This is a genomic window from Streptomyces sp. NL15-2K (assembly GCF_030551255.1).
In the GTDB taxonomy this organism is placed as follows: domain Bacteria; phylum Actinomycetota; class Actinomycetes; order Streptomycetales; family Streptomycetaceae; genus Streptomyces.
The window spans coordinates 230,059-249,631 of record NZ_CP130630.1; the positions used below are offsets into that span (position 1 = coordinate 230,059).

Below are 19,573 nucleotides of genomic sequence, written 5' to 3' on the forward strand. Positions count from 1 at the left end.
GCGTGAGAACGCGTACGCCTCACCGTCGGACATACGGAAGTGACGCTCCATCAGGTCTCTGCGGGCCTTGGCGGTCGTCGACTGTGGCCGGTGACAGTGCTGGTCATGCAGGCCGACTCATCGTTCTGGGACTCGCTGGTGTTCGACGGGATCGACGACGTGGACGTCGAGGCGGCGACCGCTGCCTTCGGCACCGTCGACATCGTGGCGAGAGGCCGGGCGGCGGGCGCAGCCTGTCCGGACTGCGGTCGGCTCTCGGACCGGGTGCACGACTCCTACCAGCGCAGGCTGAAGGACCTCCCGCTCGGTGGGCAGGGCGTCGTCATCCTGCTGCGGGTCCGGCGCTTCATCTGCTGCGACACGAACTGTCCGCGCCGCACCTTTGCCGAGCCGTTCGCGCAGCTGACCGCCCCGTACGCACGCTTCACCACCCGGTTGAACTCCATGCTGGAGCGCATCGGGCTCGCGCTGGCCGGACGGGCCGGCGCCCGACTGGCTGCCCAACTGGGCCTCGGCGCTGGGCGGATGGCGCTGCTGCGCAGGGTCATGGCGTTGCCGGATCCGCAGTTCACCACGCCTCGTGTACTCGGGGTGGACGATTTCGCCACCCGGCGTGGACACTCGTACGCCACCGTGATCACAGACGGCGAACTCCACCGGCCCATCGACATCCTGCCAGGATGCGAAGCGGCACCCTTGGCAGCGTGGCTGGCGGCCCACCCGGGAGTCGAGGTGATCTGCCGTGATCGCGCCGGCGCCTACGCCGAGGGCGCCGCGCTCGGAGCGCCGCACGCACTCCAGATCGCAGACAGGTATCACTTGCTGCAGAACCTCGGCCAGGCCGTCGAGAAGTGCGTTGCCGCGCACCGCGACTGCCTGCGTTCCATCGCACCGCAGCCGGACCAGACGGCCACCGGGGAAAACACCGACGGGCCCTGCGCCGTCGAGCCGCACTCACTCCCTTTGCCCACCGGTCGGCGGGCCGAGCGGATGCGCGCCCATCACGCCCTGGTCCACGGCCTGTTGAGCGAGGGGATGGGTCTCCGTGCCATCGCCCGTCACCTGGGCTGGGGGCGGCACACCGTCCAGCGGTATGCGCGCGCCGCCCGCTGGCAGGACATGGTTACCGGACGCAGTTCCCGCACCAGCCGCCTCGATATTCACCAGCCCTACCTGCAGCGGCGCATCGACGAAACCGATGGCAAGATCACCATCATCGAGTTACGCGCGGAGCTCGCCGACCGCGGTCATCCGGTGCCCTACAGCAGCCTGCGGGACTGGGTCCGCAGCCGCCTGCAGTGGCCCGACGCACCCGCCCCGTCCGCCGCGGCGCCCTCGGTCCGCACCGTTGTCGGCTGGATCACCCGGCACCCCGACACCCTCGCCGAGGACGAGAACCGGCTGCTCAAGACAGTCCTTGACGCCTGCCCGGAGCTGGAGCAAACCCATGGACTCGTACGGGACTTCGCCAAGATGCTCACCCAGCGCACCGGCCCTGATCTGCCGGACTGGATCAGCACCGCCCGCGCCGCGCAGCTGCCCGGGATCACCGGCTTCGCCCGCGGACTGACCTTCGGCCTCGAAGCCGTGATCGCCGGACTGACCCTGCACTGGAGCTCTGGCGGCACCGAGGGCGCCGTGACACGCGTGAAAAAGATCAAGAGGCAGCTCTACGGCCGGGCCGGATTCGGACTGCTCCGCAAGATGATCCTGCTGCAGTGACCCACCCTCGATATTCGAGTGAACGCATGGGAAGGGTTTGCATAGGGTGACGAGTGTGGACCCAGCTGACTTCTACACCGGCATCGTCGCGGAGCTCTACGGACCGCTGAAGTCCTTCTCTCAAGACCCCGAGCCCTATGCGGCCTTCATTCAGCAAGCCGGCATGCCGGCCTTGGAGCTGGGGTGCGGAGACGGTGATCCCCTACTCGAACTGCGCCGAAGCGGCCTGGACGTCGACGGCGTCGACTCCTCCGCCGACATGCTGAAGCGACTCCGACGCCGGGCCGACGAACGAGACATCCCCGCCACCGTATTCCACCAGCGCATGGAGGCCTTGCACCTGCCCCGCCGCTACCGGGCGATCTTCCTCGCCGGGCCGACCTTCACCCTGCTCCCCGACGACGCCACAGCGCTCGCCGCCCTGCGCGCCATCCGCGCTCACCTGGCTGAGGGCGGCACCGCCCTGGTGCCCCTGTTCACCCCCGTACCGACCCCCGCCGAACAGATCGGTCGGGTGCGCACCGCCGCCGCACCCGACGGCGCCGAGCTCCGAGTGTCCGTCGTCGCCGAGCAACGCGACGAGCAAGCCCGGACACAGACGACGCTTCTACGCTACGAACGGCACCACGGCTCAGACAGCACCATCGAAGAACGCCCGTGGATCATGCACTGGTACACCCGGGACCAGTTCGAGAAGCTGGCCACGACCGCCGGCCTGGCCGCCGCGGTCACCGATTCGGACGGCAAACCAGCCCCCGCCGATGCCACCGGCCTGCTCCACTTCCGACTCTAAACCACCTGACCGCCTCGCCTCTGAGAAGGTCCGAGATCACCCTCCGCGACCGCTCCCCAAGATCTGTGCCAGAGCCCGCTGAGCGCCGTCCTAGCCACGAGTGAGGCAGCGCGGAAGTCGTCCGGGGCGGCGAGCGAGGACTCCACCACGGCGTCGAAGTGCCGGTCGCGGACGTGGGCTTTGACTGCGGCCTGCCGGCGCGCGGTGTCGGGGCGGACAGAGCACCGGCCGCACGGACATCGGAGTCAAGGGCCCTTCTGTAGTGGCGGTGCGCGGGCTTGTACAGGTCCCGGCCGACCCGCACGGCGCCGCCGCTACGGTCCAGGTCAGCCTGTACAAGGTCGTCGATCCGCGTTTCCCTGTCCCGGGCTGACTGGCCACGACGACCGGAACCGGCCGCTGCTGGCGCACCGCCCCCGCGGATCGCCGCAGGGAGGATGACCCGATCACGGATCTCGAAGTTCTCCCGCTCGGACAGCAGGGCCGGCGCATCCCCCGATTCCGTCAATGTTTCCTCCTGGTTCCCATGCCGTCGTGCCGGTCAAGATCACTGACGTCGATCGATAGATGGCCGGTGGCGGTTTGATCTTCACCGGTCGGGCGGCGGCAGTGATTCGAGTTGGCCAGTATGTCGGCCGGTAGTTGGCCAATCGGGCTCTGCCTCTCTGAGGTGGGGGTGAGTGAGTCCGCCGCCGATGAGCAGCGTGCGCAGCCGGTAGTGGTCGCGGTTGCGAAAGTCGCGGGCGATGGGGCGGTGGAGTCAGTCGAACACCGACCAGCAGATGTCGTTGCGCAACCTCTGGTCCTCAAGTACGAGCTCGCGGATTGCTCCCGGGAGCTGATCACGCTGCCACTGGCACTCGAGTCGCCCTGCGGCCTCGCTGCGGCCTTCCGGCGCCGCTGCACGTGCAGCCTTGATCGCGTAGGCGGCCGCGCCGAGCTCGTGCGCGGCGACGTGGGCGACCGCCCCGGCTTGGCCGGCGGCGTACGCGGCATGCCGTGCTGCCCCACGCAAGTCTCTGGCTGCCCCCATCGCATGGCCACCTGCCGCGCGAGCCTGCATCATCTTGACCTCGCCACGTACCCAGGCCCTCGCATGCTCGATGGCCTGGCGCGGTCGTGGGTCCCCAGGCTGGGCCGACTCGAAGAGGTGGAGTACATGCTGTGCACACGAGGCAGCCCATAGCGCAAGGAGCCGGTGATTCGCATCAGTGAGAGTCCCACCACGGCGGATCGTCACAAAGCGAGGGTCACGGACCTTTGGGAGGATCATGACTTGCCTTCCCTCCTGAGCGCATTCCTGAGGGCATTGGTGCGACGCCCTGCGGTGTGTTCTGCCGACCGGTCAGCCGCCTGGCGCAGGGAGTGATCCAGAGTGCTCATCAGCCGGGCGACATGATTGCTGCCGCTTGTCACGGGCGGGTAGCGGCGGAGCACGTCGATGAGCAGCGGTGTCGCACGCCGCCGCGACCGTTCCAGCAGGGCATCCACAATCGCGGGGTCGCCGCCCGCCTTTATCTCTCCGATGCGTGCAGCACTCGCGGAGGCTCGCAGGATGTGGCCGACCTGGCTGGCCTGGGCGATGGGATGCAGGTATGCAGCCGACGCGGCGTCACCGGCGGATCGTGCGGCCAGTCGCGCGGCCTCGGAGGGCGCGGACCGAGCGGCTCGATGCGCTTCGAGGGAAGTAACGCGCTGCAACTTCGACCTGTTGGCACCATTGATGAACGCCCAGGCCGCGTCGATCGCTGCATGGGGGCGCGGATCATCGGGAACAGCCTGCCCAAAGACTGACAAGACGTCCTCTGCGTGCCAAACCACGTAACGCGCCACGACACGCAACTCGTCCATCGTCAGGTCGAAGTCTCTCGGCGCGGTGTGCGTGCTCTTTGCCATGTTCCTGAATTGTATTCCTGAACACTCGGTGGAGACTTGCGACTAGTTTTCCGCTCACGTGCGTCCGAAACCCTCAAACGGAGGTCACATGCGACCCGTGGACCTGGCTCGTCGGCATGGCCTCTCCACACAGGCGGTTCGCAACTACGAGGACGCCGGCATCATCCCGCCTGCTCACCGCAGCCCGACGGGGTACCGGGACTACACCGCTACTCATGCCGCCGGCCTCACGGCCTACCTGGCGCTCGTTCCTGCCTTCGGCTACTCGACGAGCCGGCGCATCATGCATGCCGTCACCAGCGGTCGGTTGGACGAGGCTCTGGAGCACATCGACGCTGGGCACGCACTCCTGGCTCGCGACCGCAACACGCTACGAACCGTCGAAGCGGCGCATTGTCATCTCGGAGCCGCCACCCCAGATGAAGCGGTCAGTAATCGGGCGCCGTACAGCGTCGGTGAACTCGCCCGCCACCTCGGGCTCAACCCGGCCACCCTGCGAGCCTGGGAACGCGCTGGGGTCCTCACCCCGCAACGTGACCCGCGCACCGGGCACCGCCAGTATCTCGCGCTGGACGTGCGCGACGCTGAACTGGCGCACCTGCTGCGCCGAGGAGGCCAGGCCCTGAGCACCATCGCCACCGTCCTCGGACAACTGCGCCGGGCCGGGAGCCTCAAAGCGCTCGCCACGGCACTGGAAGAGTGGCGGCGCGACCTCAGGGCTCGCGGAACGGCCCAGCTGTACGCCGCCGGTCAGCTCTCCATCTACCTGGACGCGTTGGACCGATCCGTGAGCTGAGACCGAACCACGAACATTCGCCGGGCGTCGATGTCCCAGCGATCGCGCCGGGCGCACTTCGGTGGGCGCCTGGTGCCCGCGCTGAAGCGGGGGCGGCGTCGCGTTTCTGGTGCTCCTGTTTGCAATCCTCGGCGGGCAACCGCATCCCCTCGCCCTGGTCGTGCTCTGCTGTGTCGCGGCTGTCTCGAGCGGGGCGAGCGCGACGCGGACTGGGCCCACCAGCCACCGCTGGTCGAGGACGCACTCGGCACGCAGATGCTTTCCCTCCTCATGCAGCTGGAAGCCGCCTGCACCGCCGCCGACATCGCGAAGGGGTGAAAGAGGCATTCCCTCAGCACCCGGGCGCCGAGATCCTGCTGAGCTTCCCCGGGTTCGGCATCTAGCTCGCCGCCCGGATCCTGGCTGAAATCGGGGCCGACCGCGCCCGCTTCGCCGACGCCCGCGGCCCCAAGGCATGCGCCGGCTCCTCGCCCATCACCAGGGCCTCCGGCAAGAAGTCGGCCGTCGTGGAACTTGTCCCACTCCGCGGCCAGCACCTCCGGTTTCTTCTTGCCCATCGCACGGCGCAGCAGGTCGGCACCACCGAGGGTGTAGCCGGCCAGTTCGCGGGCGATGGCCATGATCTGCTCCTGGTAGACGAGCAGATGGAAGGTGTTGCCGAGGATCGGCTCCAGTGCGTCGCGCAGCTCTGGGTGGATCGGGGTGATCTCCTGGCGGCCGGTCTTGCGGTGCGCGTAGTTGGTGTGTGCGTTGGCCGCCATGGGGCCGGGCCGGTAGAGAGCGTTGACCGCGGCGATGTCCTCGAACCGGGTGGGTTCCATCTGCTTGAGCAGGACGCGCATGCCGCCGCCATCGAGCTGGAAGACACCGAAGGTGTTGCCCTCGGCCAGCAGCCGGTACGTCTTGGCGTCGTCCAGGGGGATCACGACGGTGGACGGGTCGCCGTCCAGGGGATCTACGGTGGCCAGGCTGATGCCCCGGTTCTCGCGGATGTTCTCGATCGCCTGATCGATCACGCCCAGGTTCCGCAGCCCGAGGAAGTCCATCTTGATCAGGCCCATGGCTTCGCAGGACGGGTAGTCGAAGCCGGTGATCTTCACGCCGTCCGAGGCGCGCATGTGCAGCGGGATGCGGTCGGTGAGCTTCGTCTTGGAAAGGATCACCGCTGCGGCATGCACGCCGGTGCCGCGGGTGAGGCCCTCCACCCCGCGAGCGGTGTCGATGACCCGCTTCACATCCTGCTCGTTGTCATACATCTGCCGGATCTCGCCGGCCTCTCCGTACCGCTCGTGAGAGGGGTCGAAGACGGCAGCCAGCGGGGCGGGTTTGCCGTTCTGGTCCGGCGGGAGCGCCTTGGTGATCCGCTCGCCGTGGGCGTAGGGGTAGCCGAGGATGCGTGAGGAGTCCTTGATCGCGTTCTTGGCTTTGATCTTGCCGAACGTGTTCACCATGGCGGTGTACTCCGCGCCGTACTTCTCGGTGACGTATTGGACCATCCGGTCGCGCTGGCGGTCGTCGAAGTCGAGGTCGACGTCCGGCGGGTTGATGCGTTCGGGGTTCAGGAACCGCTCGAAGAGAAGGCCGTGTTCCAGGGGGCACAGCTCGGTGATGCGGGTGGCGTAGGCGACGATCGAGCCGGTGCACGACCCCCGGCCCGGACCGAGGGAGATCCTGTTGTCCCGGGCGTGGCGGCAGATGTCCGCCACGACGAGGAAGTAGGAGCTGAATCCCATGGGGCCGATGACCGTCATCTCGGTCTCGAAGCGGTCCAGGACGTGCTGGGGGATCGGGTCTCCGTAGCGCATCGCCAGCCCCTTGAGGGCTTCCTTACGCAGCCACGACTCCTGGGTCTCGCCTTCGGGCACGTCGGGGAACTGCGGCATCTCGTCGACGTAGTCGAAGACCTCGTCGTAGGACTCGACGCGCTCGGCGATCAGCAGGGTGTTGTCGCAGGCTTCCGGAAGCTCCGAGAACAGGCCGCGCATCTCGGCGGCGCTTTTGAGGTAATAGCCGGAGCCGTTGAAACGGAAGCGGTTCGGGTCGTCCTTGTTCTTGCCGACACCGATGCACAGCAGGCTGTCGTGGGCGTCAGCCTGGTCCTCGGTGACGTAGTGCGCGTCATTGGTGGCCAGGAGGGGAATGCTCAGTTCCTCGGCCAGGCGCAGCAGACCCTCACGGACCTTACGCTCGATGTCCAGGCCGTGATCCATCAGCTCCAGGAAATAGTTCTCACGTCCGAAGATCTCCTGGTAGGCCGCGGCCGCAGCCTTCGCCTCGTCGTACTGGTTCAGCCGCAGTCGGGTCTGGATCTCGCCGGACGGGCAGCCGGTGGTGGCGATGATGCCGTCCGGCCGTGCAGCGATCAGCTCCCGGTCCATGCGCGGTTTGCCGGCGGGGAACTGGCCCTCGTAGCTGGCCTGTGTGCTGAGCCAGAACAGGTTCCGCAAGCCCTGGGCGTTCCGCGCCCACATGGTCAGGTGGGTGAAGCGGCCACCACCGGAGACGTCCTTCGACCCCTCACCGTCCTGGCTCATGGCCCGGCGGCCTCCTGGCCCCCAGAACTCCTGCTTCCGGACGAACCGAGAGGAAGGCGCCACGTACGCCTCGATGCCGATGATCGGCTTGATCCCGTCGAAGCTCTTCGCGACCTGCGCGAATTCATAGGCACCGAACATGTTGCCGTGATCGCTCATGGCGATCGCCGGCATCTCCTGCCGGGCCACCTCGCCGAACATCGGCTTCAGCTTCTGCGCGCCGTCCAGCATCGAGTATTCGGTGTGATTGTGCAGGTGAACGAAGGAATCCGGCACGTGTGAGTTACCTCCGGAGCGAGTAGGTAGGCACCCCATCGGGGCCAGCGGCGCGGTGGGGGGAACGCAGCCACCCGGCTTCCGGGCAGCACGCTTCCCGTGTGCCAACCGGAAAACCACAGGTTGACCGAAGACATCAAATCGAGCGGGCAGACCTGGAATCAAAACAACCATGACGTAGCCCGCACTCAACGATTGGTTGTCTGTCTAGGATGGTCCGTATGGATCTCACTGCCGTGCGCACCTTCGTCACAGCCGTGGATGCGGGACAGTTCCAAGAAGCCGCCGCCGAGCTGTCGATCACTCCGCAGGCGGTGTCCAAGCGCATTGCCGTGCTGGAGAAAGACCTCGATGTGCAGTTGTTCAGTCGCACGGCCCGCGGCGCCCGACTCACCATCGACGGGCAGGCGTTCCTGCCCTACGCCCGAGCTCTCCTGCAAGCCGAGGACCGGGCAGCCGCTTCCGTGCGGCCGGGGCGCCGGGCATTGCGCGTCGACGTCATCGTGCGCCGACTCTCAGTGGCCGGGCTGCTGCACGACTTCCACCGCGCCCATCCCGAAACTGATCTTGATGTCGTGACCCTGCTCGATTCCGACACCGCCATCGCCGCCGTCCGCTCCGGCATGATCGACGCGACCTTCCGTGCCGTGACCATGCCGGGCCGGCAGCTCCCCGACGGCATCGAGGCCGCTCCGGTCTTCGACGAACCGCTGCATCTGTTCACCGGGCCGGCTCACGAGTTCGCCACTGCACGTGCGATCAGTCCCGCCCAGCTCGCCGGGCGCCGGATCTGGATGCCCGGCAACATGCCGGGCACCGAATGGGCCGCCTACTACGACGAACTCGCCGCCACCTTCGGCCTCACGATCGACTCGGTCGGCCCCGACTTCGGTATCGAGCACCTCCTCGACACGATCGCGGACTCCTCCACGCTGGCGACCTTCGTCAGCGAGCAGACTCCGCTGGTCTGGCCTGTCGGCCACGACCTGCGGCGCATCCCCCTGCACGACCCGACTCCGGTCTACCCCCACTCACTGATCTGGCGCACCGACAACCCCCACCCCGCCCTGGCAGCCCTGCGTCACCACCTCACGTCCGCCTACCCCGGCCGCCCCGACAACGGCATCTGGACGCCGAAATGGGCCCAGCCCGTTCAGGCTGAACACACATGACCGATCTGGCGACCTTCGATCTCCACGAGGGCGGAGGACTCCAGGATCTTCACCCTCAGGATGTAGACGCCGTACTCCCGCTGGAAGGCGCAGTTCGTCAGGTCGGTACGCGCTTTGCGGCGGACCGGCGCGTAGGGTTCAGTGCCTGTACGACCTCTTAGACGTCATCTCATTTGGCTGGGTAAGCTGCCGGTCGTGGCAGGGATCGTTGCGCGGCTGGTGCCGGATGAGTTGTGGGAGCTGTTCCAGCGGGTGGTGCCGGAGGCGCCGTCGCGGCCTCAGGGCGGTGGTCGGCGTCGGCACGGCGACCGCGAAGTGCTGGCCGCGATCGTCTTCGTGGCGACATCGGGCTGCACGGGGCAGCAGTTGCCGACCGCCTCGTTCGGGCCGTCCGGTGCGACGGCCCACCGGCGATTCACTGAATGGACGAAGGCCCGTGTGTGGGCCAAACTCCACCGCCTGGTCCTCGACGAACTGGGATCCCGCGGCGAGCTGGACTGGTCCCGGTGCGCGATCGACTCGGTCAACATGCGGGCCTTGAAAAGGGGGAGCTGACAGGCCCGAATCCTGTAGACCGGGGCAAGTACGGGTCGAAAATCCACTTGATCATGGAGCGGACCGGCCTGCCCCTGTCCGTCGGCATCTCGGGCGCGAACACGCACGACAGCCAGGCGCTGATCCCGCTGGTGAAGGGCATACCGCCGATCCGCTCCCGCCGGGGACGCCGGCGGCGCAGACCTCACAAACTCCACGCCGACAAGGGCTACGACTACAACCACCTGCGGCGTTGGTCAGCCGGCCGGGGCATCCGGCACCGCATCGCCCGCAAGGGCATCGAGACCTCGCAACGACTCGGCCGTCACCGCTGGACCATCGAACGCACCATGGCCTGGCTCGCCGGATGCCGACGTCTGCACCGCCGCTACGAACGCAAGGCCGACCACTTCCTCGCCTTCACCAGCATCGCCTGCACCCTGATCTGCTACCGCAGACTCGCCAAATGAGATGACGTCTTAGAGCTCGTAGCCCGATCTTGTTGAGGTGCGCTGGTCGGGCCTGACCAATACGACGATTCCGCCGTTCGCGAGGTGCGGGACATCGGCCGTGGATCGTGGACGACGAACTGTGGGCGCTGATCGAGCCGTTACTGCCGCCCTGGCCGCAGAGGGCTCCCGGCCCGAAGCCGGTGGACGACCCGCTGTGCCTGCGGGGCATCTTGTACGTGCTCTGCAACGACATCAGCTGGCAACTGCTGCCGCTGGAACTGCGCTCCGGCTCTGGACAGACCTGCTGACGCCGACTCGGGCGTTGGCACGACGCCGGCGTCTTCGACAAGCTGCACCGCCTGCTGCTCGCCGAATTGCACGCGGCCGACGCATCGGACTGGACCCGGACCTGCGTGGCTGCCTCTCACATCCGCGCCAAAAAGAGGGCGAGGCCACCGGCCCGTCGCCGGTCAACTGGGGGAAGACGGGCAGTAAGCACCACCTGATCTGCGATGGGAAGGGGCACCCCGTTCAAGGCCATCACCACCGCGGCCAACGTCAACGACGTCACGCAGACCCTGGCGCTGGTCGACGGCATCCCGCCTGTGGCCGGTCCCGCCGGTGATCTCCCGCAAGGGCGCCCCGAACATCAAGGGCCTGGGCAAGCTCCGCTACGTCGTCGAGCAGGCCTTCTCACTCCTGCACCACTTCAAACGGCTGGGACAGCACACATCCGCCGGGCTGGACAGCACGACCTCCGCCCGCCGGACCGGAAGCACCGCCTCGCCTTCGGAGTATTGGCATCAAGTCCGGGTCGAACAGATAGCTCACGTCATCCCACAGCAGATCAGCCACCCGGCCATGCGGCCCGGCTCCCCGACCCAACTCATCCCCGTTTCCCTTGACCAAAGACATAAGGGCACTCCCACCGATATGCCGCGGCCTTCGGACGGCATGGACGCTCCTGACGAGGGTGGGCACGGAAGCGGAGACGGCGAAGGGGCCGGTGGTCGATGAACGACCGCCGGCCCCTTCGCGTTCCGCGTCAGGCGCCCGGGCGCTTGCTGAGGTCCTCGCCGAACAGGCGCAGGAGCTCGTCCTCGACGACCGGGGTGAGGGCCTCCACGTAGCCGTCCGCGAGGTGGCCGTAGTCACGGTAGACCATCGTGTTGCCCACAACGACCGGGCAGTTGCCGGAGGGCGCGCACACCCAGTCGTACGGGTTGAGGATCGTCACACCCTCGGCGTCGGCGGCGGCCTTGATCGCCTCGGTGACGTCCGGCTTCGGGTCGGCCTCCGAGCGGTCGCGGGCACAGGCGCTCAGATCGCTCGGGTGCGCGGTGGCGCAGTCCACCGCGTTGTTCTTCGGCCACGGGGTGTCCAGGATGGTCATCACCCGCGTGCGGCCCTGCTGGAGCATCCGGTACGTCTCGGCCTGCCCCTTGCCCCAGGCCTCGGCCATGTCGCCGTCGCCCCAGAGCTTCGCCGAGTTGGAGCTGGAGGCGATGACGAGCTCGGGCTCCATTTTGAGGATCTTCTCGATGGTGACCTTCCGCCAGTCGTCACAGGTCGAGTAGGGGCCCTTGTTGTACTCGATGGTGATCTGGGCGATCTTGCACGCGTTCTTCGTGAACGAGTAGAGACGCCAGTGGTGCTTCTCGGCGATCGCGTCGAGCGCAGGGAACCACTGGGCGACGTGCGAGTCGCCGAACAGGACGACGCTGCGGTCCGCCTTCGTGTCGCCGTACAGGCAGGGCTGTGTCTGCACCGTGTCGGTCATCGTCAGGGCGCAGTCGTCGGTGTACAGCTCGGACCGCTTGTAGGCGGTGATCCGCATGCTGGGCGAGAGGTTGGCCGGCAGCTTGTCCACTTTCTGCGCCAGCAGCTCGGTCAGCGCCGCGCGCGGGTCGGACGCCTTGGCGAGCGCCTCCCTGGTGTTCTGCCGGGCCACGCCCTCGGCCAGCTGCGGCGGGAACTGCGCGGCGACCACCGCGGCGCAGGCCGCGGCGGCCGACAGGCCGAGACCGAGTGCCAGACCCCGCCGGGCCTGGGCCTTGAAGGCGCGGTGGAAACGCATCGGGTTCTCGACCAGGTGCAGTGTCAGCCAGGCGAGCGGGATGCCGCACAACGCGGCGATCAGGCGCAGCGGCCCGTCGTGGTCGCCGAAGCCGGCGGCGGCGGGGACGAGCAGGATCAGCGGCCAGTGCCACAGGTACCAGGCGTACGAGACACCGCCGACCCAGACGGCCGGGCGCAGGGACAGCAGCGCGCCCGCGCCCCAGCGGCCGCCCGCGGAGCCGCAGGCCAGTACGGCGGCGGCGCCGAGAACCGGAACGACGGCGTTGTGGCCGGGGAAGCGGGTGCTCTCGTCGAAGACGACGGCACCATAGGCGATCGCGCCCAGGCCGGCCCAGCTGACGACCGCGGCGACCGGCCGCGGGATGTCATCGAGACGGTCCGCCACCAGCGCCAGCAGCGCGCCGACCGCGAGCTCCCAGATGCGGCCCTGCGAGCCGAAGTAGGCCCAGGACGGCGAGGTCTCGGTGAGCTGGAGGTTGACCGCGAAGGAGGCCGCGGCCAGGGCCAGCAGCGGCATCGCGAGCAGCGCCCGGCGCCGGAACAGCTTCAGGGCGACGATCAGGACGATCGGCCAGATCAGATAGAACTGCTCCTCCACCGCCAGCGACCAGAAGTGCTGGAACGGCGAGGGCGGCACATCCGTGTTGAAGTAGTCGGTGCCGGCGTCGGCGAGCCGGAAGTTGACGACGTACCAGGCGGACGCGATGGCGTCCTTGGCGTAGTCCGCGAAGCGCAGCGGGCCGAGGAAGAGCCAGGAGCCCGCCAGCGTCACCATGACGACGAGCGTCGAGGCGGGCAGCAGACGCAGCGCGCGCCGGGCGTAGAAGCGGCCCAGCGCGATCTTGCCGTCACGGCGGTGCTCGCGGAGCATCAGCGACGTGATCAGGAAGCCGGAGATCACGAAGAAGACGTCCACGCCGATGTAGCCGCCGGCCACCTGGGTCACCCCGGCGTGCGAGAGCGCCACCAGCGAGACGGCCACCGCGCGTAAGCCCTGGATGTCCAGCCGCAGGCCCGCGTTGCCGGCCGCCGCGGTCCGCTTGCCGCGTTCTCCGGGAGCGCCGTCGCGCGGTTTCGGTATTGATGCGGCTTCCCCGGACGTGGGCCGCGGAGGGTGCGCGAGGCGGCGGACGGGCACCGTGAGGATCTCCTTGCTCGTAGGACGTCGCCAAGACGCCTCCACGCGCCATCGGCAAAGGCTCCGGGGCGGGACGCCGCCGGAGAGGCGACGCCGGTGATCACCCCGGAGCCGGACGATTGAACTTACCCTCAGCCGGGTCGTGAGCGATGACGTTTTTATCGCATCGTCATAACAAACGGCGAAGGCCAGCTTGAATCTACGTGAACGGAATCCGACCGGACGGCGCCGGGTCCGTCCGTGCGACGCCCGGCGCGCCGCGCGGACGGGGCATGATGACGTCTATGACATGTACGACCTGCACGGCACGCGTGCACCGCACGACCGGCGTGATGAGGACGACCGCCGACCCGAAGGCCGATGCCGCGTAGACGGCCCGGCACGCTGCGCGACGAGCAGCGCGCCCGACAGCGTCCGCGACGGTTGGACCTGCCCGCCCCGGACCGCATCCACGGGCTCTCGGCCCGCACCAGCCGCGCCATCCACCGGTACGAGGCGCTGCCCGCGATCCCGGCGTCTTGCCGGCGTACCCGGCTCGCGCTGGCGCGGCTCGAACTGGCCGCGCGCTACCGGAACTTCGGTCACCTCGGCGAGCAATTGTCAAGACCTGTGGATGGGAGCCGCACCGACCCAGCGGTGATAGGCGTCTACGTCGACGTTGCTGCCGCGCACGATGGTGCATACGTGTCGGTCGGCGAAGCGGTCACGGTCTTCGAGGATGGCCGCGACACCGAGCGCGGCCGACGGTTCGACGCCGAGGCCGGCGTGGTCGAGGAGCATCGGCATACCGGCGATGATCGACGCCTCCTGGACCAGGACGGCATCGTCAGCGAGCAGGAGGAGGTCGTCCAGGACGGCCGGGATGGGACGCCGGCCGGTGACGCCGTCAGCGATGGTGTTGGCGGAGTTGCCCTCCGTCAGTTTCCGCGCGCTTTGGTGAGGTTGCGTCGTCTCAACGCGTCAGCGCCGACCTGGTGCTATGGGCGGTACCGGCCCGGCCCTTCGGCCGCGCGTCACCTTGAGATGCGGGCTTCGATGCCGTCGAGCAGGAAGTCGAGGCCGATCCGGAAGGTGTGGTCGGCGTCCAGGTGGGCGGCATCGCGCACCACCGTGGCCAGCGCGGGGAATCGGCCGGTGGCGAAGGTCCGCTCCAGATAGGGCCCGAGTGAGGCCTGCCAGCGCTTCTCGTCCATCCCGGTGGCCCGCTCGGCACGCCGCTCGGCGATCTCCCGACGCACCGCCCCGATCACGTACGCGTTGACTGCGGCGACCACCGGCATGATGGCGTCCACGTCGACGTCGCCCAGTGCGGCCACCACGGTCTCCCCACTGGCCAGCGCGTGCGGCCCGAGCTGCGGTCGCCCACCCAGTAGATCGGCGAGCCATTCGTGCTCGTGAGCGGCGTGCCGAGTGGCTTCGGCAAGAGACCGGAGCACCTCCCGCCAGCCGTCTCCGACCGGGCGGATCTCGGCGTGGGCGGCGTCGACCATCAGGTCGAGCAACTCGTCCTTGCTGGCGATGTAGCCGTACAGCCGCATCGGACGGACGTCCAGCGCGGTGGCGACCTTGCGCAGCGACACCGCCTCCAGGCCGTCCGCGTCGGCCAGCTGGATCGCCGCTCGCACGATCCGTTCCCGGCTCAACGGGGCCGGCACAGGTCGTTTCGGTGGCTCCGACCTCTCCCACACCAACATGCCGCCAACAATACACCGCCTCGGGCGATACAGTGTATCGGTCAGTACGGCGTATCGAAGGGGGAAGCAACCATGGCCATTGCCATCGTCGGAGCCGGCCTCGGCGGCCTGACTCTCGCCCGTGTGCTGCACGTGAACGGCATAGATTCCGTCGTGCATGAACGTGAATCGTCACGCGGTGCGCGCGGTCAGGGCGGCATGCTCGACATCCACTCCGGCCAGCGGGCACTGCGCGAGGCCGGTCTGATCGACCAGTTCTACGCGATTGCCCGTGGCGAAGGCCAGGACATGCGTCTCCTCGAGCCGGATGGCACCCTGCTGCTCCAGGAGGACACGCCCGACGACGCCCCGCTCGAGCGACCCGAGGTCGACCGCGCCGATCTGCGCAACCTGCTGCTGGATTCCCTCCCCGAAGACGCGGTGCGCTGGGGGCACACGTTCACATCCGCCGACAACGGCCTGCTGCACTTCGCCGACGGCAGCAGTGCGACGTATGACCTGCTGGTCGGCGCGGACGGCGCGAACTCCCGGGTCCGCGCGCTGCTCACCGACGCCCGTCCGGCGCATATCGGCCAGAACGTCATCGAGGTCGGCATTCCCGACATCGACCGCACGCACCCCGACCTCGCGGCGATGGTCGGGCGCGGCACCTACTGGGTGCTCGGCAACGGACTGTCCCTGGCGGCGCAGCGCAACGGCGACGGCCGCGTTCGCATCGGCCTCAGCTTCTACAACACCGCCGAGGACTGGTTCGCTACCAGCGGGATCCCGTTCGACGACCCGGCCGCCGCCCGGGCGCGGCTGATCGACCTGCTCCACGGCTGGGACTCACGGTTCACCGCGCTGATCGCGGCCTGCGACGACACGGTCGTGCCGCGGTCGATCACCACTCTCCCGGTCGGCCTGACCTGGCCGTCGACGCCAGGCGTCACACTGCTCGGCGATGCCGCACACCTGATGCCACCGGTGGGAGAGGGCGCCAACATGGCGCTGCTCGACGGCGCCCTGCTCGGTCTCGCGCTGGCCGCGCACCCGGACGACTCGCCCGCCGCCGTCAAAGAATACGAACGCGAGATGTTCGAACGCACCAGCGCTGCCGCCCGCATGTCCGCGGACATGCACGAGTTGCTGACATCGCCGGACGCCGGCAAGAAGATGCTCGCATTCTTCCAACCCGGCTGAATGCAATCGAATACGACCAGGCGATCGGCCGCCCAGCCGGCCGCGGCAGCCGCCGTAGTGTCTGCGGTCGCTGATGAAGAAGGCAGGGGTGCCGACGACGCCGCTGAGGTCCGCGGACCCGACGTCCTCGGCGACCCGGGCGGCGCCTGTCGTGGCACCCGAGCTGCGGCGCTGTGGCCGCGTCAGCGATCGATGGCGTAGCGCGCGTTGATGCAGAGTCCCCGCCGCAGACGTTGCCTTCCTCAAGGCCGAACCCCAGTTACCGCCTCCGCGGCCGCAGCCGGCCCTCGCGGCCCTCCGCAACGGGCAGCGACGCCGCCAGCAGCACTTGGAGCAGCCCGCCGAACACGCCCCGCGCCCGGATCAGGAACTTCTTGAACTCCACGGCGCGATGCCGGCGGTGGATCTGGCCGATCACCTCGCCGGTGGCGGTGTTCAGCGCGGCGAACACGGTGTGACGCGTGGCATGTGAAGCTGACTGCCGGTCGCAGCGGTGTGCGAGCCGGCCGATGCTGCCGACCCGACGCGGTGGGGCGCGTGGTCTCGCGCGCTTCGTCGAGCCCACCATCCGTATCAAGACGTGCCGTGCGCGACCCGGTTGCCGTGACCGATCGTCGCATTCCACCACTGTCCGCGTTCATTGCCTGATCCGCTGGCGTAGGCGAAGCGGCCCCGGGTGTTATTGAATGAGTTGTGAGTCAGGAATCTCGGAACCCTGTCGCACGGGTTCTGGTACGGCCCCGGCGCTGTGCCGGGGTTGGCGAGCGAGCTGCGAGAGCCGCATGAACGTCACATCCTCCCCCTCCTCTTCGTCGCCGTTCGACATGGTCAGCGGCGCCTTGGGGCAGTACATCCCGCGCGGCGGAGCGGCAGCGGCCGCCGGTTCTGCCGACTCGGAGGGCGACGACACCGCCCGCCAACGCGTACACGCCAACCCGACACCCGGCCGTCAGGAGCAGATCCTCGGCGCGGTCAACCTGGACCGGGATCTGAGAATCACCCGCTGCAATCTGGACGCCCCCGTATTCGCGGGGCTGGACGCCGTGACCGGGAGCCCTTTCGTCGATCTTCTGCCTCCCGGCGACGTACCGACGGTCACACGACGGTTGCGGCAGGTTCTCGAGACCGGTGAACCGCACGTCGCCCGGGTGCAGCGCCTGCGGCGCAGCGACGGGTCGGAGCTGGTGGTCTCCATGAGCATCCTGGCCGCCGCGGCGCCTCAGGAGGGCCTGACCGTCTCCCTGATCGCCATGGCCAGGAGGCTGCACCTGTACGCCGCCGAGACCGCGATCGGCACCTCGCTGGACATTGGCGAGACCGCGCAGTCGCTGGCGGAGTCTCTGCTGGCCTGGGGAGACGTGGCCGCCATCGACCTCGACTTCGCCATGTGGACGGGCGAGGGGCTCACCGAGCACCCGCAGGAGCGCATCCGGCTGCGGCGGGCGGCCCTGGTGCCGGACGTGGCGTGGCCCGACGGCTACGTGACTCCGGGCGACGATCTTCCCAGCGATGCGAGTCGCTTGCTGTCGCAAGCGATACGGCGTGCCGATGCCGCGCAGGCCATCGTCATACCCGACCGGGAGGCGATCGAGCGGGTACTCGGCAGTCCGCGGCTGGTACGTGCCCTGGTGCCTGGTGACCGGGCGGCGGGTGTGGCGTGCATACCGCTGATCCTGGACGGCGCGCCGCCCGTCGTTCTGGGCGTGGCTGAGGTCTGGCGACGGGCGGGCCGCCCGTTCGACGACGGCGAGCTGTTCGACCTGCAGGAACTGGTGGCCAGGACCTCTCATCACGTCGACCTGGCCCGTCAGCACCAGCGCGAGCACATGCAGGTGCTGGCGTTGCAACGCCGGCTGCTGCCACGGACCGGCAGCGACACCATCGAGACTGCCAGCGTCTGCCAGCCCGCCACCCCCGACAGCGCGGGCGTCGGCGGTGACTGGGTGAACAGCTTCCCGCTGCCGGACGGCCGTACTGCGCTGGTGGTCGGTGACGTCGTCGGGCACGGCCTGGGGGCCGCGGCGACCATGGGACAGTTGAGCATGGAGGCCCGCGCGCTGCTGTCCGCGGGGCTGGCGGCCGACGAGGTGCTGGAGCACCTGGACGAGACCGTGACGCTGCTGGACGACGCGGAGTCCGGGCTGGCGGCCGGATACAGCGCGCTCGGGTCGACCTGCTGCATCGCCGTTTACGACCCGGTCAGCCACCACGTGGCGCTGTCCAGCGCCGGCCACCTCCCCCCGGTCCTGGTGCCCCCGGGCGGGCCCGCCGGCCCGCTCGCAGTCCGCCCCCACCCCGGCCTGGGCGCCGAGTTCGCGCTGCGGGAGCCGTTCGACGTGCACGCGTTCGCCGCACCCCCGGGCTCGCTGCTCGCCCTCTACACCGACGGCCTGGTGGAGGATCCCGCCGTAGCGATCGACGAGGGCATCAGCAGGCTGGCGGACGCCGTGTCCGCGGTACACCCCTGGGATGCCCTGCAGCAGGCCGCGCGGCGCGTGGTCTCCGCGCTCGCGCCTGTGCACCGGCACGACGACGTGACCCTGCTGCTCGCGCGCATGATCGGCTACCGCAAGGGGGACACCGCGACCTGGCGTCTGCCCTCCCGCGACGACGCGGCCGGCCGGGCCCGCACGCTGGTCTCCGCGCTGCTGGGGCAATGGCGCACCAGAGATGACACCCGGGCCGGCGTGGTGCAAGTGGTCAGCGAACTGGTCGCCAATGCGGTCCGCTTCGCCGGCGGACCCATCACGGTACGGCTGATCAGGACCAGTCACGGGCTGCTGTGCGAGGTGGGCGACACCGGCAACGGGAGGCCGCGGCTACGCCGCAACGAACTCCTCGACGACAGTGGCCGTGGCTTGCACGTCGTGCATGGACTCACCACCCGGTGGGGCGTGCGGTGGACCGACACCGGCAAAGTGGTCTGGGCGGCGGTCGCGAGGTGACGCAGCTGCGGGTGGGTCAGGCGGCGTGCCAACCAGAAGGAGCCGACGATGATCGCGAGAGTGGCCGTGTGGGAACCGATGCCGACCGACGACCGGGACTGGGTGCTGGATGCCACCGCCACCGTGTCCGGTGTCCATGGCGCGTATCACCTCGTCGATCCTGTCACTGGCAACGGACTGTCCATCGCCTTCTTCGAGGACGAAGCCGCAGCTCACGCCGCGCGAGAGGCGATCGAGGAGCGCGCCGCGGAGATCGGCTGGAACAGCTCCCCGCATCCGGCACCCGTCTCCCACACGATCCATCAGGTCGTCCGACACGTGTAGTGCGGCGCAGGAAGGGCGGTGCAGGAAGGGCGGTGC

The 19,573-nt window shown here is 68.8% G+C and carries 15 protein-coding genes and 3 pseudogenes; 10 read left to right on the forward strand and 8 right to left on the reverse strand.

Translation table 11 applies throughout. The features are described from left to right. The first annotated feature begins 105 nt into the window (after window positions 1–105). Window positions 106–1,722: an ISL3 family transposase gene (locus tag Q4V64_RS00910; protein WP_253266592.1), complete on the forward strand. Its 1,617-nt coding sequence runs from the start codon at window positions 106–108 to the stop codon at window positions 1,720–1,722. Window positions 1,723–1,777: 55 nt separating this feature from the next. Continuing rightward, entirely contained in the window at window positions 1,778–2,515 is a 738-nt protein-coding gene (locus Q4V64_RS00915; RefSeq protein WP_124436417.1) for a class I SAM-dependent methyltransferase, read from the forward strand. Here the strand turns inward: Q4V64_RS00915 and Q4V64_RS54645 are convergent. The 3 genes from Q4V64_RS54645 to Q4V64_RS00925 all read right to left on the reverse strand — a co-directional run bounded on the left by Q4V64_RS54645 (window position 2,451) and on the right by Q4V64_RS00925 (window position 4,411). Continuing rightward, window positions 2,451–2,819 carry a hypothetical protein gene (locus tag Q4V64_RS54645; protein WP_348540837.1) on the reverse strand — a complete coding sequence of 123 codons (369 nt, stop codon included), beginning with the start codon at window positions 2,817–2,819 and terminating at the stop codon, window positions 2,451–2,453. The genes Q4V64_RS00915 and Q4V64_RS54645 overlap by 65 nt on opposite strands. Window positions 2,820–3,275: 456 nt before the next feature. Further along, the gene (locus Q4V64_RS54650) at window positions 3,276–3,788 is read right to left on the reverse strand and encodes a putative immunity protein (protein ID WP_124436418.1); all 513 of its coding nucleotides are present in this window, start codon (window positions 3,786–3,788) and stop codon (window positions 3,276–3,278) included. Beyond that, window positions 3,785–4,411 carry a putative immunity protein gene (locus Q4V64_RS00925; RefSeq protein ID WP_172628912.1) on the reverse strand — a complete coding sequence of 209 codons (627 nt, stop codon included), beginning with the start codon at window positions 4,409–4,411 and terminating at the stop codon, window positions 3,785–3,787. Before Q4V64_RS00925 ends, Q4V64_RS54650 begins: the two co-directional genes overlap by 4 nt. Before the next feature lie 88 nt (window positions 4,412–4,499). On the opposite strand from Q4V64_RS00925, the gene Q4V64_RS00930 reads away from it, so the two are divergent. Both Q4V64_RS00930 and Q4V64_RS00935 read left to right on the forward strand, forming a co-directional pair. Further along, window positions 4,500–5,207, forward strand: coding sequence for a MerR family DNA-binding transcriptional regulator (locus Q4V64_RS00930; protein ID WP_124436419.1), 708 nt, complete (start codon window positions 4,500–4,502; stop codon window positions 5,205–5,207). A 204-nt stretch (window positions 5,208–5,411) separates the two neighbouring features. Next, window positions 5,412–5,704, forward strand: a pseudogene (locus tag Q4V64_RS00935) (transposase); the annotation flags it as partial. Between the two features lie 9 nt (window positions 5,705–5,713). Here Q4V64_RS00935 and dnaE read toward each other — a convergent pair. Continuing rightward, a pseudogene (gene dnaE, locus Q4V64_RS00940) lies at window positions 5,714–8,017 on the reverse strand (DNA polymerase III subunit alpha); the annotation flags it as partial. Between the two features lie 221 nt (window positions 8,018–8,238). On the opposite strand from dnaE, the gene Q4V64_RS00945 reads away from it, so the two are divergent. From Q4V64_RS00945 to Q4V64_RS00955, 3 genes are all read left to right on the forward strand, one after another. Next, entirely contained in the window at window positions 8,239–9,189 is a 951-nt protein-coding gene (locus Q4V64_RS00945) for a LysR family transcriptional regulator (RefSeq protein ID WP_124436420.1), read from the forward strand. 204 nt (window positions 9,190–9,393) lie between these two features. Then, window positions 9,394–10,193 (forward strand): IS5 family transposase gene (locus Q4V64_RS00950; protein ID WP_172628916.1). Its coding sequence is split into 2 segments (ribosomal slippage): window positions 9,394–9,742 and window positions 9,742–10,193, totalling 801 coding nucleotides; the frame shifts between segments, so codons are not numbered across the junction. A 107-nt stretch (window positions 10,194–10,300) separates the two neighbouring features. Then, complete coding sequence (locus Q4V64_RS00955) at window positions 10,301–10,483, forward strand: transposase (RefSeq protein WP_172628913.1); 183 nt, start codon at window positions 10,301–10,303, stop codon at window positions 10,481–10,483. A gap of 737 nt (window positions 10,484–11,220) precedes the next feature. Here the strand turns inward: Q4V64_RS00955 and Q4V64_RS00960 are convergent. The 3 genes and pseudogenes from Q4V64_RS00960 to Q4V64_RS00970 all read right to left on the reverse strand — a co-directional run bounded on the left by Q4V64_RS00960 (window position 11,221) and on the right by Q4V64_RS00970 (window position 15,086). Next, on the reverse strand, window positions 11,221–13,392 hold the full coding sequence (locus Q4V64_RS00960) for an acyltransferase family protein (RefSeq protein WP_124436422.1): 2,172 nt from the start codon (window positions 13,390–13,392) through the stop codon (window positions 11,221–11,223). A gap of 600 nt (window positions 13,393–13,992) precedes the next feature. Continuing rightward, a pseudogene (locus Q4V64_RS00965) lies at window positions 13,993–14,298 on the reverse strand (pyridoxal-phosphate dependent enzyme); the annotation flags it as partial. A gap of 107 nt (window positions 14,299–14,405) precedes the next feature. Continuing rightward, a complete protein-coding gene (locus Q4V64_RS00970) occupies window positions 14,406–15,086 on the reverse strand; it encodes a TetR/AcrR family transcriptional regulator C-terminal domain-containing protein (protein ID WP_124436423.1) in 681 nt (226 codons plus the stop codon). A gap of 72 nt (window positions 15,087–15,158) precedes the next feature. On the opposite strand from Q4V64_RS00970, the gene Q4V64_RS00975 reads away from it, so the two are divergent. Then, on the forward strand, window positions 15,159–16,268 hold the full coding sequence (locus Q4V64_RS00975) for an NAD(P)/FAD-dependent oxidoreductase (RefSeq protein WP_124436424.1): 1,110 nt from the start codon (window positions 15,159–15,161) through the stop codon (window positions 16,266–16,268). Between the two features lie 259 nt (window positions 16,269–16,527). On the opposite strand, the gene Q4V64_RS00980 is transcribed toward Q4V64_RS00975, so the two are convergent. Next, a complete protein-coding gene (locus tag Q4V64_RS00980) occupies window positions 16,528–16,719 on the reverse strand; it encodes a hypothetical protein (protein WP_172628911.1) in 192 nt (63 codons plus the stop codon). A 331-nt stretch (window positions 16,720–17,050) separates the two neighbouring features. Here Q4V64_RS00980 and Q4V64_RS00985 point away from each other — a divergent pair, with 331 nt between their 5' ends. Then, complete coding sequence (locus tag Q4V64_RS00985) at window positions 17,051–19,213, forward strand: SpoIIE family protein phosphatase (RefSeq protein ID WP_124436426.1); 2,163 nt, start codon at window positions 17,051–17,053, stop codon at window positions 19,211–19,213. A gap of 48 nt (window positions 19,214–19,261) precedes the next feature. Then, window positions 19,262–19,537 (forward strand): hypothetical protein, encoded by a 276-nt coding sequence (locus tag Q4V64_RS00990; RefSeq protein ID WP_124436427.1) that lies wholly within the window; start codon window positions 19,262–19,264, stop codon window positions 19,535–19,537. The last annotated feature ends 36 nt before the right edge of the window (window positions 19,538–19,573 follow it).